Source organism: Kineococcus gypseus, assembly GCF_050871305.1.
GTDB classification, from domain to species: Bacteria; Actinomycetota; Actinomycetes; order Actinomycetales; family Kineococcaceae; genus Kineococcus; species Kineococcus gypseus.
Map to the genome: position 1 here is coordinate 26,915 of NZ_JBJLRD010000040.1, position 15,532 is coordinate 42,446.

A 15,532-nucleotide genomic window follows, 5' to 3' on the forward strand; every position below is an offset into this window, starting at 1 on the left:
GGCCGGTTCCCGGGGTGATCGCGCGACCCGGTCGGGGGGCTGGCAGGGTGAGCGCGTGCACTCCCACGGCCCCGCCGCCCCGCCCCCGCCCGTCTGGGAGAGCGTCCCGGCCTCGGCCGGCGACGAGCGCGAGGTGGCCTGGTACGCCGGCGACCACCACATCCACACCACGTTCTCGCGCGACGCGATGTACACCGTGGACGACCAGGTGCGCCGTGCGCGCGCGTGCGGGCTGGACTGGATGGTCATCACCGACCACGGCGGCCCCGACCACGCCAAGCAGTCCGTGGCCGCGCAGACCCCGCTCATCGCGCAGGCGCGCCGCGACCACCCGGTGCTGGTGTTCCAAGGCATGGAGTGGAACATCCCCGGCGCCGAGCACGCCACGTTCATCGCCCCCGAGCACGAGGGCACCCCCGGCCTGCTGGAGCGCTTCGAGCGGCTGTTCGACGGCGACGTCGTCGCCGCCGCCTCCAACCCCGCCGGCCCGCGCCTGATCGAGCACTCCGTGCAGGGCGGGCCCGAGGCCGAGCGCCTCGGCCTGGAGGCGCTGGCCTGGCTGGTGGAGGAGCTGCGCACCGGCGCCGTCGGCGAGGCGCTCGTGCTCTCGAACCACCCGATGCGCACCGGGCGCGTCTCGCCGTCGAAGGTGCGCGGCTGGCGCGACGCCGCCCCCGGGGTGTTCGTCGGCTGGGAGGGCGCCCCGGGCCACCAGGCCGCCGCGCTGCCCGCGCCGCTGGGGCGCGGGCGCGGGCGCGGGCAGTACGACGAGGTGCCCGGCCCGTGGTCGTTCCCCGGCTACGACCTCGAGCAGTACCGCACCTGGGGCGGTTTCGACGCCGCCACCGCGCGCGTGGGCGGGTTGTGGGACTCGCTGCTGGCCGAGGGCCTGCCGTGGTGGATCACCGCGAACTCCGACAACCACTTCGACCACGGCGACACGCTGGCCGTGGGGGAGGCCTCGCGCGAGCACTACGTGCGCCACGGGCACCGCGGCACCCCCGTGGACACCGGTGTCGCGCAGCACGGATACGTCGACTTCGCCCCGGGGTTCTACTCGCGCACCTGCGTCGGCGCCGAGCGGCGCGACTACCGCTCCGTCATGGCCGCGCTGCGCGCCGGGCGGGTCTTCGTCGTGCACGGCGGGCTCGTGCGGGCCGTCGAGGCGCGCGTGCGCCCGGGGGGCGAGGGGCCGGGCGTGACGTTCGGCGCGCGCACCGCCGTGCGCCGCGGCGGGGACGTGGAGGTGGAACTGCTCGTCGACCCGGCGGTGGAGCCCAACGGCAGCGGCGAGGTGCCGCGCTCGGCGCGCTGGGACGTCGTCGTCGGCACCGTCACCGGCCGCGTCGCCGACACTGAGCGGGACCTGTGGCAGGCGCCCGGCACGCGCGTGGTGGAGAGCTTCGAGGTGCCGGCCGGCGCCCGCACCCGCCAGCGCTTCAGCGTGACGCTGCGCGGGGTGCAGGACCCGTTCTACGTGCGCTTCCGCGGCGGCGACGGCCGGCACGCCGACGCCGACGGGCACCCGCTCGTCGACCGCGTCGGCGACTCCGACCCGTGGGACGACCTGTGGTGCTACACGAACCCGGTGTTCGTCGACGTGGGGTGAGGCGGCGCGGGACGGGGGGACGGACCGGGGGCCCGTCGCGCGGTGCGCGGCGGGCCCCCGGTCCGTCGGCGGGCGGGCGCGCTCAGAGGGCCAGCTCAGAGGGCCGGCTCGGAGGGCCGGCTCAGCGGCGCCGGCCCGGCCGGGGCGTCCCAGTCCACGTGGTGCCGGCGCATCCAGGCGTGCGGGTCCCCGGCGCCGCGCAGCACGAGCGGCAGCACCAGGTCCCTCATGAACCGCCCCACCGCGCCGGGCGACTTCGCCGAGCTGGTGCGCCAGCCGGTGGCCACGACCTTCTCCGCCCGCGCGCGGCGGGCGCGCTCGAACACCTCGAACGCCTGCGGCACCGGCAGGTCGCGCAGGCAGCGCGCGAGCACCACGGCCGCCTCGATCGCCTGCGAGGCGCCCTGCCCGGCGGCGGGGGAGGTGGCGTGCGCGGCGTCGCCGAGCAGGACCGTGCGCTCGTCGTGCCAGACCGGCACGTGCGGCAGGTCGTACGTGGTCCACGCCCGCAGCTCGCCGGGCGTGGCGTCGACGAGGTCGACGATCGCGGAGCGGTCCACGCCGTAGAACCCGTGCAGCTGCTCGCGCCACTGCGCGTCGGTGGTGGCCTCGATCCGCCCGGGCTCCGGCTCGGACGTCAGCGGCGGGTTCGCGAACCACCACGTCGGCCCGCCCGGGGTGGCCAGGTACCCGGCGAAGGCCTTCCGGCCGAACACCATCGTCATCCGTCCCGGCTCGGCGCCGGCGGGCACGTGCTCGGAGTACCCGGCGAGGTTGAGCACCGGCACGAACCGCGGCTGCGGGGCGGCGGGGTCCAGCAGCCGGCGCACCGTCGAGCGCACCCCGTCGGCGCCGACGAGCACGTCCGCGGTCACCGCGGTGCCGTCGTCGAACTCGGCCACCACCCCCTCGGGGGTGCGGCGCGCGCCCACCAGCCGCGAGCCGTAGCGCACGTCGACGCCCCGGCGGTGCGCCTCCTCGTGCAGCAGCCGGTACAGCTCCGCGCGCTTGAGCGAGACGCCCGCCGGGGCCGCCGGGTCGTCGACGCCCGTGCTCGTGGAACCCAGCACCCGCCCGGCGCCGTTGCGGAACTCGATGCGCGGGGTGGGCACCCCGGCCGCGAGCACCGGGCCGTCCGCGCCGATCGCGCGCAGCGCGTCCAGGCCGTTCGTCTGCACGCCGAGCCACGCGCCGACGTCGCCGGCCGGTGCCGGGTACGCCTCGTGCACCGTCGCGGCGATCCCCGCGCGCTGCAGCGCCATCCCCAGCACGGGACCGGCGATGCCGCCCCCGACCACGACCGCGCTGGCGGCGCGCACGCCGCTGCCCGAACCGTCCATGGTTCCCCCCACTCCCCGCTCGCCCCGCGTCCTCGCGGTCAGCCCTCGGCCCGGCCGTCGCGGCCGGGCGCCCCGTCGCCGCGCAGGTGCGCGGCGAAGAAGTCCTCGATGCGCCGCCACGCGTCGGCGGCCGCCTCCGGGTCCGGGCCGACGTGCAGCACCCGGCGCAGCAGCGGTCGCAGCGGGCGCGGGCCCACCATCGCGTCGTTGAGGAAGCTGTGCCCGGCACCGGGGTACTCGCGCACGTCGTGCTCGACGCCCAGGCGCTGCAGGACCTCCTCCAGGCGGGCGGCGCTGCCGCGCAGCGCCGGGTCGGCGCCGCCGTAGCTGGCGACCACCGGGCACGCCCCGGCCAGCGCCCGCTCGGGGTCCTCCGGCAGGCGCGCGTAGTTCGCCGACGCGACGTCGAAACCGCGCGAGGCGGTGAGCAGGGCGAAACCGCCGCCCATGCAGAACCCGAGCACGCCGGTGCGCCCCGTGGAACCCGGCGCGGCCGCCAGCCAGGCGCGCGCGGCCTCCACGTCCACGAACGGGCGCCCGTGCCCGGCGGCCACCGCCCGCATCGTGGAGACCAGGCAGCGGCGCGCCCCGCCGGCGGTGAACAGGTCCGGCATGAGGGTCAGGTAGCCGGCGGAGGCCATCCGGGCCACCTGCCGGCGCATGACGTCGTCGACGCCGAAGGCCTCGTGCACGACCACCACGCCGGGCCAGGGCCCCTCGCCGGCGGGGGTGCCCAGCAGCGCGCGCAGGCCGGGGGTGCCGCCCGGTCCCGGGTCGAGCACCACCTCGCTCAGGGCGGGCGCCGCGCCGGGCGCCGCGGCGGCGGTGGACCCTCCGACCGGCTCACCGGGACCGTGCACGGGGACCTCCTCGACGTGGCTGCGGGCCGAGGGTCGCAGCGGCGCCGCACCCGGGCAACGGTGCCCGGCGCGCACGGCACAGGACCGCCGCGTGCGCGCAGGTCCCTGCCAGGCGCGCCGCGAACGCGTGCGGCGCCGCTCAGCCGATGCCGGTGGCGGCGCGCACGTCGCGGCGCACCGCCTCCAGCCGCGCCGCCGCGCCGCACCGGGCGTCGGCCAGGGCCTCGTCGCCACCGCCGTCCGGCACGTCCACGACGACCTCGCAGTAGCACTTCAGCTTCGGCTCGGTGCCCGAGGGGCGCACCACCACGCGCGCGCCGTCGGCGGTGCGCCAGCGCAGCCCGTCGGTGGGCGGCAGCCCGTCCACGCCCCCGCGCAGGTCCTCCACGCTCGTCACCGCCGCGCCGCCCAGCGCGGCGGGCGGCCGCTCGCGCAGCCGCGCCATCGCCGCGCCGATGAGGGAGAGGTCGTCCACGCGGATCGAGACGGGGCCGGTGACGTGCACGCCGTCGCGGCGAGCGACGTCGTCGAGGACGTCGAGGAGCGTGCGCCCCGCGGCCAGCAGCCGGCGCGCCAGCCGGGCGGTGAGCAGCGAGGCGGACACCCCGTCCTTGTCGCGCACCACCGCCGGGGCGACGCAGTAGCCGATCGCCTCCTCGTAGCCGAAGGAGATGCCCGGCACGCGTGCGATCCACTTGAAGCCCGTCAGGGCGGGGGAGAAGCGCGCCCCGTGCGCGGCGGCGATGCGCGCCAGGCCCTGGGAGCTGACCACCGAGCACGCCAGCACCGCGCCCGGCGCGGCCAGGTGCTCGCCGAGCACCCAGCCCAGCTCGTCGCCGGACAGCTGCCGCCAGGAGGCGCGGTCCCCGCGCGCGCCGGCCGGCACGGCGGCGCAGGCGCGGTCGGCGTCGGGGTCCACGGCCAGCACCAGGTCGGCCTCCACGCGCGCGGCCAGGTCCAGCGCCAGGTCCAGCGCGCCGGGCTCCTCGGGGTTGGGGAAGGCCACCGTGGGGAACGCCGGGTCCGGCTCGGCCTGCTCGGGCACGGCGTGCACGTCGGTGAACCCGGCGCGGCGCAGCGCCTCGGCGAGCACGGGACCGCCGACGCCGTGCATCGCGGTGGTGACCACGCGCAGCTCGCGCGGGGGCGCCTGCTCATGCGCCGCCGCCTGCTCCCGCGGCAGTTCCGTGGCGGCCAGCACGGCGTCGAGGTAGGCGGCGAGGACGTCCTCGCCGAGCACCCGCCAGCCCTGCTGCGCGCGCGGCAGGTCCGCCAGCGGGCCGACCGCCGCGATGGCCGCGGCGATCTCGCCGTCCACCGGTGGCACGATCTGCACGCCGCGGCCCTCCTCGCCGCCGGCGCGCCCGCCCAGGTAGACCTTGTAGCCGTTGTCCCGCGCCGGGTTGTGGCTGGCGGTGACCATGACGCCGGCGTCGGCGCCCAGGTGGCGCACCGCGAAGGCCAGCACCGGCGTGGGCAGCGGCCGCGGCAGCAGCAGCACCTCGCAGCCGGCGGCGGTGAGCACCGCGGCGGAGTCGTCGGCGAACGCGCGCGAGCCGTTGCGCGCGTCCAGGCCGACGACCACCCGGGGCCGCTCGAAGCGCGCGGTGAGCCAGGCGCCCAGCCCGGCCGCGGCGCGCTGCACCACGGCGCGGTTCATCCGGTGCTCACCGGCGCCGATGGCGCCGCGCAGGCCGGCGGTGCCGAACTCCAGGGCGCCGGAGAAGCGGTCCGCGAGGTCCGCGGCCGCCGCCGCGTCGCCGCGCCCGGCCGCGGCCAGCAGCGCCCGCAGCTCCTCGCGGTCGCCCTCGTCGGGGTCGTCGGCCACCCAGGCCAGGGCGCGCGCCCGCAGCTCGTCGGGCAGGTCGGTCGCGGCGTCGGTCGTGCTCACGGCGACGACCCTACGACCCGGCCGGCGCGCCCCCCGCCCTCCCGGCCGGGCGCGCGGGGCGGGGAACGAGCGGCCGGGGAACGAGCGGCCGGGGAACAACGCGGACGGGTGCCGGGTTCGCCGCGGGTGTGAAGGCGATCGTCTACAGCGAGACCGGTGGCACCGACGTCCTGCGCCTGGTGGAGCGCGAGCCCGCCGAGCCCGGCCCGGGCGAGGTGCGCGTGCGCGTGGCCGTCTCGGGGGTGAACCCCACGGACTGGAAGTCGCGCCGGGGCGCCACCGCGGCCGCCCCCACCGGCGAGGTGGTGCCGAACCAGGACGGCGCGGGCACCGTCGAGGGCCTGGCCGTGGGCGACCGGGTGTGGGTCTACATGGCCGCGCAGGGCCGGCCCACCGGCACCGCCCAGGAGTCCACCGTCCTGCCCGCCGAGCGGGTGCTGCCGCTGCCGGACGGGGTGGGCTTCGACGTCGGCGCCAGCCTGGGCGTGCCGGCGATCACCGCGCACCGGGCGCTGACCGTCGCCGAGGACGGCCCGCGCCGCCTGGCCCCGGGCGCCCTGGCCGGGCGCACCGTGCTCGTCGCCGGCGGCGCCGGCGCCGTCGGGCACGCCGCGCTCCAGTTGGCGCGCTGGGCGGGTGCCACCACGATCGCCACGGTCAGCGGCCCGGCCAAGGCCGAGCTCGCCCGCGCCGCCGGTGCCCACCACGTCGTGAACTACCGCGAGGCCGACGCCGCCGAGCAGGTGCGCCGCCTCGCGCCGGACGGGGTGGACCAGGTCGTCGAGCTGGCGCTGGGCGCGAACCTGGAGCTGGACCTGTCGGTGGTGCGACCGCGCGCGAGCATCGCCGTGTACGCCAACGACGGCGGTGTGCCGGTGCAGCTGGACGTGCGCCGCACGATGGTGCTCAACACCCGCTTCCAGTCGATCCTCATGTACACGATGGGGCAGGAGAACCTCGACGCCGCCGCGCAGGACGTCACCGCGGCCCTGCGCGACGGGGTGCTGCCGGTGGGCGAGGAGCACGGCCTGCCGCTGACGCGCTTCCCGCTGGAGCGCACCGCCGACGCGCACGACGCCGTCGAGGCCGGCGCGGTCGGCAAGGTGCTGATCGACGTGGCGGGCGGCGACGGCGCCACGGGCGCGTGAGCACCGCCCCGGCCTTCGACGACCTGCTGCGCCGCGCCCTGGCCCTGCCCGGGGATCGGGTGCTGCTGGGGCTGGCCGGCCCGCCCGGGGCGGGCAAGACGACGCTGGCGCGCGCCCTCGTGGCCGCCGCGCGCCACGCCGCCGGTGACGAGCGCGCGGCCCAGCACGTGCCGATGGACGGCTTCCACCTGGCCGACGTCGAGCTGGACCGGCTGGGGCGCCGCGGGCGCAAGGGCGCCCCGGACACCTTCGACGCCGCCGGCTACGCCGACCTGCTGCGCCGCCTGCGCGAGCGGCGCCCCGGTGAGGTCGTCTACGCCCCCGCCTTCGACCGGGAGGTCGAGCAGCCCGTGGCCGGCAGCGTGCCGGTGCACCCCGCCACGCGCCTGGTCGTCAGCGAGGGCAACTACCTGCTGCTGGACGAGGGCGCGTGGCCGCGGGCGCGCGCGCTGTTCGACGAGGTGTGGTTCGTCGGGCACGGCGGCGCCGGGCGCGTCGAGCGCCTCGTGCGCCGGCACGTCGAGTTCGGCAAGGACCCGGCGACGGCCGCGGCGTGGGTCGCCGCCGTCGACGAGCCCAACGCCGCGCTGGTGCGCGCGAGCGCGCACCGCGCCGACCTGCTCGTGCCGGGGGACCTGGAGCTGCCGGAGCTCCTCGAGCGCTAGGCGCGCCCGGGGAGTTCGGGCGGGAGGTCCCGGGGTTTCAGGCCGCGGCCAGGTCGCGTTCACCGCCGGGTCACACGTGATCGCCAAGGTCCCCGGCGGCCCCGCGACCCCGCGCGGCCTACCGCCCCTCCACCCCCAGGGACACCGCTGTGCACCCAGACCGTCACCTCCAGAGCCCCGACGACGTCGAGGGCCCCGGAACCCGCACCCCGCCGCACACCGACCGGCGCACGCTCCTGCGCGGCGCCGGGCTGGTGAGCGCGGGCCTCGTCGGCGGACTGCCGGCGGTGCGGGCCACCGCCGCGAGCGCCGCCCCGGCCCGTCGCGAGCCGGCGGGCGGGTACGTGTGGCTCGCCGGCGACCACCACGTCCACACCCGCTACAGCAACGACGCGATGTTCCGCGTGGACGACCAGGCCACGCGCGCGGCGACGTACGGTCTGGACTGGATCGCCATCACCGACCACGGCAACGTCCCGTTCGCCACGCACAGCATCGAGCCGCTGCACGCCGAGATCGACGCCGTGCGCCGCAAGTTCGGCGACGACCTGCTGGTGTTCCTCGGCCTGGAGTGGAACATCCCCGGCGCGGAGCACACCTCGCTGCTGCTGGCGCCCGGCCCGCGCGAGGCCGAGGTGCTGCAGGAGTTCGTGGACCGCTACGACGCGCTGGTCGTCGGCGCCCGCGACGGCACGCCGCAGAACGAGGCGCTGGCCCGCGAGGCGCTGACCTGGCTGGCGGGCGCCGTGCGCGGGCGCCGCGTCGCCGACGCGCTCGTGCTCCCCAACCACCCCGCTCGCAAGGGGATCGACTCGCCCGCCGAGCTGCGCGGCTGGCAGGACGCCGCGCCGGACCTCGTCATCGGGTTCGAGGGCGCTCCGGGGCACCAGGCCGCGGGGCTGCCCGAGCCGGGCATGGCCCGCGGTCGCGGGCTCTACGACAGCTCCCCGGGGACGTACTCCTTCCCCGGCTACCCCGCCGAGAGCTACCGGACGTGGGGCGGTTTCGACTGGATGACCGCCACGGTCGGCGGGGTGTGGGACAGCCTGCTCGCCGAGGGCCGCAGGTGGTGGATCACGACGACCTCCGACGGGCACCAGGGGTGCGGGGACTGGGTGAAGAACCCCGTCGACCCGCTCGACGAGAGCGGCTACGCCGACACCCCCTACGACGCCGCCGGCAACACCTTCAACACCACCGGCGTCTACCCCCCGCCGGTCGACGCGGGCCGGCCCGTCACCGAGTACAGCTCGTTCCCGCCCGGCGTCTACAACAAGACCTGGGTCGGCGCCAGGAGCAGGGACCCCCTGGACGTCATGGAGGCCATGCGCGCCGGGCGGATGTGGGTGTGCTTCGGCGACCTCGTCTCCGGCCTCGACGTGCGCGTGCAGCCGCTGCGGCAGGGCCGGCGGGCCGCCTCGATGGGCGGCACCCTGGAGGTGCGCGCCGGCGAGGAGGTGGAGGTCGTCGTCAGCGTCGAGCTGACCGACGGCGTGAACCACGCCGGCCTGGTCCCCGAGCTGGCTCGGGTGGACCTCGTCGTCGGTGCCGTCACCGGGCCCGCGGCGGACCGCCAGGCCGTGCGGGCACCGGGCACCCGGGTCGTCACGTCCTGGGACACCACCGGGCGCAGCGGCACCGTCGAGCTGCGCCACACGGTGCGCGCCGACGGCCCGCTGTACGTGCGCGTGCGCGGCACCGACGGCAAGCGCGGTCAGGTGGGTTTCCACGGCGCCGACGTCGACCCCCACGGCCCCGCGATCGACGTGCCCGGCCAGGTGAACCCCTGGGAGGACCTGTGGTTCTACAGCAACCCCGTCTTCGTGAGCACGACCGGGCGGTGAGCACGACCGGGGGCTGACCGTGCCCGGCACCCGGCCGTCCTCCCGCACCGGTGGGAGGATGGCCGGGTGCAGCGCACCCCCGTCGTGGTCCTCGCCGGCTTCCTCGGCGCGGGCAAGACCACCGTGCTCAACCACCTGCTGCGCTCGGCCGCCGAGGTGCGCCTGGGGGTGGTCGTCAACGACTTCGGCGCGGTGGGCGTCGACGCGCTGATGGTCGCGGGGGTGGCCGACGACACCGTCTCGCTGGAGAACGGCTGCCTGTGCTGCAGCACCGAGGACGGCAGCGTCGAGGAGCTGCTGACGCGCCTGCTGGCACCGCGCGGCGGGCAGGCGCTCGACGCGGTCCTCGTGGAGGCCAGCGGGGTCGCCGACCCGGCCGCGATGGTGCGCCGCGTCCTGCTCAGCGACGTGCCGGGCGTCGAGTACGGCGGCCTCGTCGTGACCGTCGACGCGGTGGAGTTCGAGAGCACCCGGCTGCGCCACCCCGTGCTCGACGACCACGTGGCCATGGCCGACGTGGTGGTGCTGACGAAGACGGACCTGGTGGGCGGGCAGGACCTCGCCCGCGTGGCCGCGCGCTGCCGGGAGCTGAACCCGTGGGCCCCGGTGGTGCCCTCCGCGCGCGGGCGCGTCGACGCCCGGCTGCTCTTCGACGAGCGCCCCGCCGCCCAGCGCCAGCTCGCGCTGGGCGAGGTGCTGGACGGGCCCCCGGACGGGCCGGGCGAGCACGACGGGCACCACGACCACCTGCACGCCCTGTACGAGGCGGTGGAGTTCCGCTGCGACGAGCCGCTGGACCCGCGCGCGTTCGTGCGGTTCCTCCAGCAGCGCCCCTCCGGGGTCTTCCGCGTCAAGGGCTTCGTGCGCTTCGCCGCCCCCTCGCACCCGCAGCGCTTCGTGCTGCACACCGTCGGCGCGGCGGTGCGCTTCGAGCGCACCGCCTGGCCGCGCGGCGCGCCCCGCCGCACCGAGCTGGTCCTCATCGGCGCCGGGGTCGACGAGGAGCACCTGCTGGCCGGGTTGCGCGCCTGCGTGGCCGCGGGCCCGGTGGAGGACGAGGAGATGGCGATGATGGGCGTCCTGCGCGACACCGAGGGCGTGGACACCGGGGGCGCCGACACCGGGGACTGACCGGCACCCGTCCCGCGGCCGGCCCCGCCGGCGGGTCCTCAGCAGGCGAGGTCGCGTCGCCGGTACCGCGCGGCGCCCGCGGCCGCCAGCACCACGGCCAGGGCCGTCATCACCAGCGCCGCCGTCGCGTCGGCGGGCTCGAGCGGCACGAGCGCCAGGTGGCTGAACGGCGACAGCTCCCGCACCCAGCCCGGCGCCCCGGTGCTGTCGGCGACCGCCTGCAGCAGGAAGCCCGCCACCGCGGGCAGCGAGCCCACCAGCGCGACCGCCGAGGGGGACCAGCCGACGGCCAGGACCGCCGCGCCCAGGCACAGCAGCGCCACCGGCACCACGTTCCACGCCCCCCGCAGCGCCTCGCCCGGCGCGAGACCGCCCCCGGCGGCGGCGACACCGGCCCACGTGGCGAGCCCGGCGACCGTCACGAGCACCAGCACCCCGCCGCAGGCGGCGGCCGCCTCGGCGCCCAGCAGGCGCAGGCGCCCCACCGGGCCGGCGGCCAGCAGCACCAGGCGCCGGTCGGTCTCCGCGCGCACGAGGTCGGCGACGCGCACGGCGGCGCAGGCGCCGGCCGGCAGGGCCAGCAGCGCCAGGAGGGTGGCGGTGAAACCCCGCACGCTGCCCAGGTCGCCGAAACCCGCCCGCCCGGCCAGTTCCGACACGGCGCGCTGGTCCGCCAGGAAGTCCGTCACGGCGGGGGCGGTGGCGCCGATGAGCAGGAAGTACGCGCCCGTGCCCGCGCACCAGCCGGCCAGCGGGCGCAGCGCGCGGCGGGCGGCGAACCCGGCGACACCGCCCAGCAGCGCCGTGCGGGCCCGGCGGTGCGCCGGGCGGGCGAGCAGCCCCTCGCCCACGTCGCGGCGGCCCGCGAGCACCAGCGCCAGCGCCGCAAGCGCCGCCGCCGCGGTCAGCAGCACCAGCAGCGGCGCGAGCCGGTCGCGCCCGTACGGGCTGCTCGCGCCGAGCAGGCCGAACGGCGAACCCCACCGCAGCCACGACAGCCCCGGCACGCCCTCGGCCACCGCGCGGGTCAGCAGCCCGGCGCCCAGCACCGCGACCGCGGTGCCGGACGCGGTGGAGCGGGTGTCGAACACCTGCGCGGTCAGCGCGGCGAGCGCCGCCGAGAACAGCCCCGCGGCGGCCAGGCCCGCGCCGTGCACGAGCGCCCCGCGCCCCCCGGCGCCGGTGAGCGCCAGCGCGAGCGCCACGGCGGCGCCGGCCGCCACCGCCGTCACCGCCACGGCGAGCAGGCAGCGGCCCACCGCGGCGCGCAGCGTCAGCCGCCCGGACAGCAGCAGGTTCCAGCGGCCGGACTCCTCCTCGCCGCGGGTGGTGCGGGTGGTGGCCAGCACCGACCACGCGCCGAGCAGCACCGCCAGGACGGTGCCGGTGCGCCACACCGCGAAACCCCCGGCGAGCTCCAGCGCGACCGGCGCGCCGAACAGGGTGCGCACGGCCGGGTCGTCGGCGATGGCGCGCAGCGCCGCGGCCGCGGCGGGGTCGGCGACCACGCCGGCGTGGCTCGCCGCGACCAGGCCCGACAGCGCCGCCGCCAGCAGCACGACCACCGCGCCGCCGCGCCGCACGTGGCGCAGCGCCAGCCGCAGCACCGCGGCGCCCGGCGCCCCCGCCGCGCCCGCGGTGCCGCCCGTGCCGGCGGTCCCGGCCGCACCCCGGCGCCGGGCGGTCGCCGTGCCGCTCACCGCGCGCCCCCGTCCCCGTAGTGCTCCAGGAAGACCTCCTCCAGGCCGGGTTCGCGCACGCTCAGCGCGCTGACCCCCGCCCCGGCGAGGACCTGCAGCACCGGGCCCGGGGGACCGGTGAGGGAGAACCGCACCCGGCCCTCGCCGGCCGGTTCCACCGCCGCCACGCCGGGCACCGCCGACAGCGGCGGCGGCGCACCGGTGAACGTCACCGTGACCTCGCTGCGGTGCAGGCCGCGCAGCTCGTGCACGGGGGCGACCTGCACGAGCCGGCCGGCTCGCAGGATGCCGACGCGGTCGCACACGGCCTCCACCTCGGCGAGCTGGTGCGAGCACAGGAACACCGTGCGCCCGCGCGCCCGCGCCCCGCCGACGGCGCGGCGGAACTCCCGCTCCACGAGGGGGTCCAGGCCGCTGGTGGGCTCGTCGAGCACGAGCAGGGGCGCGCGCGAGGAGAACGCGGCCACCAGGGCCACCTTCTGCCGGTTGCCCGTGGAGTACGTGCGGGCGGGCCTGGAGGTGTCCAGGGAGAACCGCTCGACGAGCTCGTCGCGCAGGCCGGTGTCGGTGCCGGCGCCCGTGGCGGCGAGCAGGTGCAGGACCTCCGCGCCGGTCAGCCTCGGCCACAGCGCCACGTCGGCCGGGACGTGCGCGAGCAGCCGGTGCGCGCGCGCCACGTCGGCCGCGTCGACGCCGAACACCTCCGCGCGCCCGGACGTGGGCCGCGCCAGGCCGAGCAGCAGGCGGATCGTGGTGGACTTGCCGGCGCCGTTCGGGCCGAGGAAGCCGAACACCTGCCCGGGCGGGACCTCGAGGTCGAGCGCGTCTAGGGCGCTCGTGCGCCCGTAGCGCTTGGTGAGCCGGACGGTGCGCACGGCTGGGACGTCCACCGGTGCCTCCCGCGATCGAGGTGGGAGCCACCGCCGACCGGGCTCCCCGGCACTGCGCCGGTCAGGCTACGCCCGCCGCGGGGCGCGCGACAGGGACCCGCGGCGGGTGCGGCGGGCGCCGCGCGCGGGGCTCACCAGTCGGTGAAGTCGAACTCCTGGAAGTCGCGCACCTCGGTGGCCCAGCGCTGCGCCACGAAGGCGACGTGGTCGGGGTGCTCGTCGTAGGCGCGGTAGGCGGCCTCGTCGGCGAAGCGCATGGCGAAGCGGAAGCGGAACGCGCTCTTCGGGCTCACCTGGCGGCTGACGGTGAACCCCTGCACGCCGGGCACGGCCGAGAGGACCTCGCGGGCCCCGGTGAGGAACGCCCGCTCGGCGTCCGAGCCCTCGGGGTGCACCAGGGTGAAGCAGACGGTGTGCTCGATCACGTGGTCCCCGTCCTCCGGGGGCGCCGGGTCGCGCCCGGGCAGATCGTGCCAGCCACCCCGGCGCCCGGTGCGGGCGGGGCCGTCGTCCGAGGGTCGCGAGCAGCTCGGTGCGGGTGCGCGCGGTCAGCCCGGCGGCGGTTCCGCGCCGCCGCGGCGGGGTAGGTGCACGCCGAGCGGTGTTCCGCGCCGCCGGCCGGTGGGGCCGCCGGCCACCGTCGAGGGAGGGGGCCCGGTGCCGATCGAGCAGGCGTCGCTGCTGCAGGAGCTGCTGTCCGCCTACGCGCCGTGCGGGCGCGAGGAGGCGGTGCGCGCGGTGTGCGAGCGGGAGCTGGCGCCGCTGGTGGACGAGACGTGGACCGACCCGGCGGGCAACCTCGTCGGCCTGGTGCGCGGCGCGGGGGCGGGCTCCGGCGGCGAGCCCGGCGGGCGGGCCGGCGGTGCGGCGCCGGTGGTGCGGGTGATGGCGCACATGGACGAGCTGTCGATGATCGTCAAGCGGGTCGAGGACGACGGCACCCTGCGCGTGGAGCAGCTGGGCGTGATGTACCCGGGGAACTTCGGCCTGGGGCCGGTGGCGGTGCTCGGCGACGAGCGGGAGCTGACCGGCATCCTGACCCTGGGCTCGGAGCACACCACCGCCGAGACCACCCGCGTGTGGGAGACGAAACCCGACCAGGGCGACAAGGCCATGGACTGGTCGCACGTGCACGTCTTCACCGGGCTGTCCGCGCAGGAGCTGGCCGCGGCCGGGGTGCACCCGGGCACGCGCGTGTGCGTGCACCGCTCCAAGCGCACCCTGGTCGAGCTCGGTGAGCACGTCGGCAGCTGGTTCATGGACGACCGCGCCCTGATCACCGTCGCGCTCACCGCGGCGCGGCTGCTGCGCGAGGGCGGGCGGCGCCCCGCCGCCGACGTCTACTTCGTGTTCACCACCAGCGAGGAGATGGGCGGGGTCGGCGCCTCCTACGCCGCCCGCGTCCTGCCCGGCGACGTCACCCTCGCCCTGGACGTCGGCCCCGCGGAGGCGGAGTACCGCACCGCGGTGGACGAGGCGCCGATCGTGGCGTACGCCGACGCCGCCGTCGTCTACGACGTGGGCGTCGCCGACCACCTGTGCCGCCTGGGCGCCGAGCTGGGCCTGCCGCCGACCCCGGCGGTGTTCAGCTCCTTCGAGTCCGACGCCTCGCAGGCGAAGTCGAAGGGGCTCAGCGCGCAGGCGGCGCTGCTGTGCCTGCCGACGCTGAGCACCCACGGCTACGAGGTGGTCCACGCGCGGGCCATCGGCAACTGCGCCCGCCTGCTGGCGGCCTACCTGCACCGGCCCGTGCCCTGAGCGCGGGCCCGCGCCCCGAGCGCGTGCCGCGGCGGGGCGGGGCGGTCCGAGCAGGGGCGGTCAGAAGCGGAACGGGATGGGGATCGGCCCGCAGCAGCACACCCCGCGCACGTCGGTGGCCATGAGCAGCGAGGCGGCCCGGTAGCACGCGAGGAAGCGCAGCGCGCTGGGCACCGCGCCGCCGAGCACGCCGCGCCGGCGCACCAGCTCGCGCACGGCGCCGGAGCAGGAGTCGCCGCCGTGGGCGACGCGGTGGGCGCAGGAGAAGCCCTTCCGCGGCGAGACGCGGCGCTGGTAGGTCTCGCACAGGGCGTCGAACGCGCGGGCCGCGGGGCTGCTCATGCACCGACGCTAGCGGCGCCGGACCCCGGCGGCCCGCCGAGCGGGAGCGCCCGCCGCCCGCCGCCGCCCGCCGCCCGAGCGCTCCCGCCGGGTCGGCGCGGTGCCGCGGCCGTACGCTCCGCGGGGGCGCCCGGCCGCGCCCCCGCCCGCGTCGTGCAGCACCGGAACCGGAGGGGAGGGCCCGTGGCGCCGCAGCCCCCGCACCGTTGAACCCCTCCCCGCAGGCGCCCGGTCCGGGCCGCCGTCCCCGCAGCACCCCGCCCCCCGCACCGGTGACCGCCGGGGGCGGGCCGCTGCCCGCCCCCGCGAGCACTGGAGGAACCGTGTCCCCGCACGCCCCCCGCCCCGCCCACC

13 protein-coding genes are annotated in these 15,532 nt (G+C 78.2%); 6 read left to right on the forward strand and 7 right to left on the reverse strand.

The features are described 5' to 3' along the window. Positions 1-55 precede the first annotated feature (55 nt). A complete protein-coding gene (locus ACRYMN_RS14875) occupies positions 56-1,609 on the forward strand; it encodes a PHP domain-containing protein (protein ID WP_432496590.1) in 1,554 nt (517 codons plus the stop codon). Positions 1,610-1,704: 95 nt separating this feature from the next. Here the strand turns inward: ACRYMN_RS14875 and ACRYMN_RS14880 are convergent, their stop codons facing one another. From ACRYMN_RS14880 to ACRYMN_RS14890, 3 genes are all read right to left on the reverse strand, one after another. Next, positions 1,705-2,949: an FAD-dependent oxidoreductase gene (locus ACRYMN_RS14880; protein ID WP_432496592.1), complete on the reverse strand. Its 1,245-nt coding sequence runs from the start codon at positions 2,947-2,949 to the stop codon at positions 1,705-1,707. Between the two features lie 38 nt (positions 2,950-2,987). After that, the gene (locus ACRYMN_RS14885) at positions 2,988-3,734 is read right to left on the reverse strand and encodes a dienelactone hydrolase family protein (protein WP_432496622.1); all 747 of its coding nucleotides are present in this window, start codon (positions 3,732-3,734) and stop codon (positions 2,988-2,990) included. A 214-nt stretch (positions 3,735-3,948) separates the two neighbouring features. Beyond that, positions 3,949-5,700 (reverse strand): phospho-sugar mutase, encoded by a 1,752-nt coding sequence (locus tag ACRYMN_RS14890; protein WP_432496594.1) that lies wholly within the window; start codon positions 5,698-5,700, stop codon positions 3,949-3,951. Positions 5,701-5,828: 128 nt separating this feature from the next. Between ACRYMN_RS14890 and ACRYMN_RS14895 the strand changes: the two genes are divergently transcribed. From ACRYMN_RS14895 to ACRYMN_RS14910, 4 genes are all read left to right on the forward strand, one after another. Further along, positions 5,829-6,848: an NADPH:quinone reductase gene (locus ACRYMN_RS14895; protein ID WP_432496596.1), complete on the forward strand. Its 1,020-nt coding sequence runs from the start codon at positions 5,829-5,831 to the stop codon at positions 6,846-6,848. Then, positions 6,845-7,513: a nucleoside/nucleotide kinase family protein gene (locus ACRYMN_RS14900; RefSeq protein ID WP_432496598.1), complete on the forward strand. Its 669-nt coding sequence runs from the start codon at positions 6,845-6,847 to the stop codon at positions 7,511-7,513. Before ACRYMN_RS14895 ends, ACRYMN_RS14900 begins: the two co-directional genes overlap by 4 nt. Before the next feature lie 149 nt (positions 7,514-7,662). Continuing rightward, positions 7,663-9,357: a PHP domain-containing protein gene (locus ACRYMN_RS14905; protein WP_432496601.1), complete on the forward strand. Its 1,695-nt coding sequence runs from the start codon at positions 7,663-7,665 to the stop codon at positions 9,355-9,357. A gap of 66 nt (positions 9,358-9,423) precedes the next feature. Beyond that, complete coding sequence (locus ACRYMN_RS14910; RefSeq protein ID WP_432496603.1) at positions 9,424-10,488, forward strand: CobW family GTP-binding protein; 1,065 nt, start codon at positions 9,424-9,426, stop codon at positions 10,486-10,488. Between the two features lie 38 nt (positions 10,489-10,526). Here the strand turns inward: ACRYMN_RS14910 and ACRYMN_RS14915 are convergent, their stop codons facing one another. The 3 genes from ACRYMN_RS14915 to ACRYMN_RS14925 form a co-directional block, all read right to left on the reverse strand. Further along, entirely contained in the window at positions 10,527-12,188 is a 1,662-nt protein-coding gene (locus ACRYMN_RS14915) for a polyketide antibiotic transporter (RefSeq protein WP_432496605.1), read from the reverse strand. Further along, positions 12,185-13,078, reverse strand: coding sequence for an ABC transporter ATP-binding protein (locus ACRYMN_RS14920; RefSeq protein ID WP_432496607.1), 894 nt, complete (start codon positions 13,076-13,078; stop codon positions 12,185-12,187). Before ACRYMN_RS14920 ends, ACRYMN_RS14915 begins: the two co-directional genes overlap by 4 nt. A gap of 131 nt (positions 13,079-13,209) precedes the next feature. Beyond that, entirely contained in the window at positions 13,210-13,503 is a 294-nt protein-coding gene (locus ACRYMN_RS14925; protein WP_432496610.1) for a Dabb family protein, read from the reverse strand. Between the two features lie 232 nt (positions 13,504-13,735). Here ACRYMN_RS14925 and ACRYMN_RS14930 point away from each other — a divergent pair, with 232 nt between their 5' ends. Beyond that, entirely contained in the window at positions 13,736-14,836 is a 1,101-nt protein-coding gene (locus ACRYMN_RS14930) for a M42 family metallopeptidase (protein WP_432496613.1), read from the forward strand. A gap of 60 nt (positions 14,837-14,896) precedes the next feature. Here ACRYMN_RS14930 and yidD read toward each other — a convergent pair whose 3' ends face one another. Continuing rightward, positions 14,897-15,178: a membrane protein insertion efficiency factor YidD gene (gene yidD, locus ACRYMN_RS14935; protein ID WP_432496616.1), complete on the reverse strand. Its 282-nt coding sequence runs from the start codon at positions 15,176-15,178 to the stop codon at positions 14,897-14,899. Between the last annotated feature and the right edge of the window lie 354 nt (positions 15,179-15,532).

Excerpts from the sequence above, each read along its gene's own strand:
- ACRYMN_RS14880 (WP_432496592.1), bottom strand. The coding sequence starts at position 2,949 with ATGGACGGTTCGGGCAGCGGCGTGCGCGCCGCCAGCGCGGTCGTGGTC.
- yidD (WP_432496616.1), bottom strand. The coding sequence starts at position 15,178 with ATGAGCAGCCCCGCGGCCCGCGCGTTCGACGCCCTGTGCGAGACCTAC.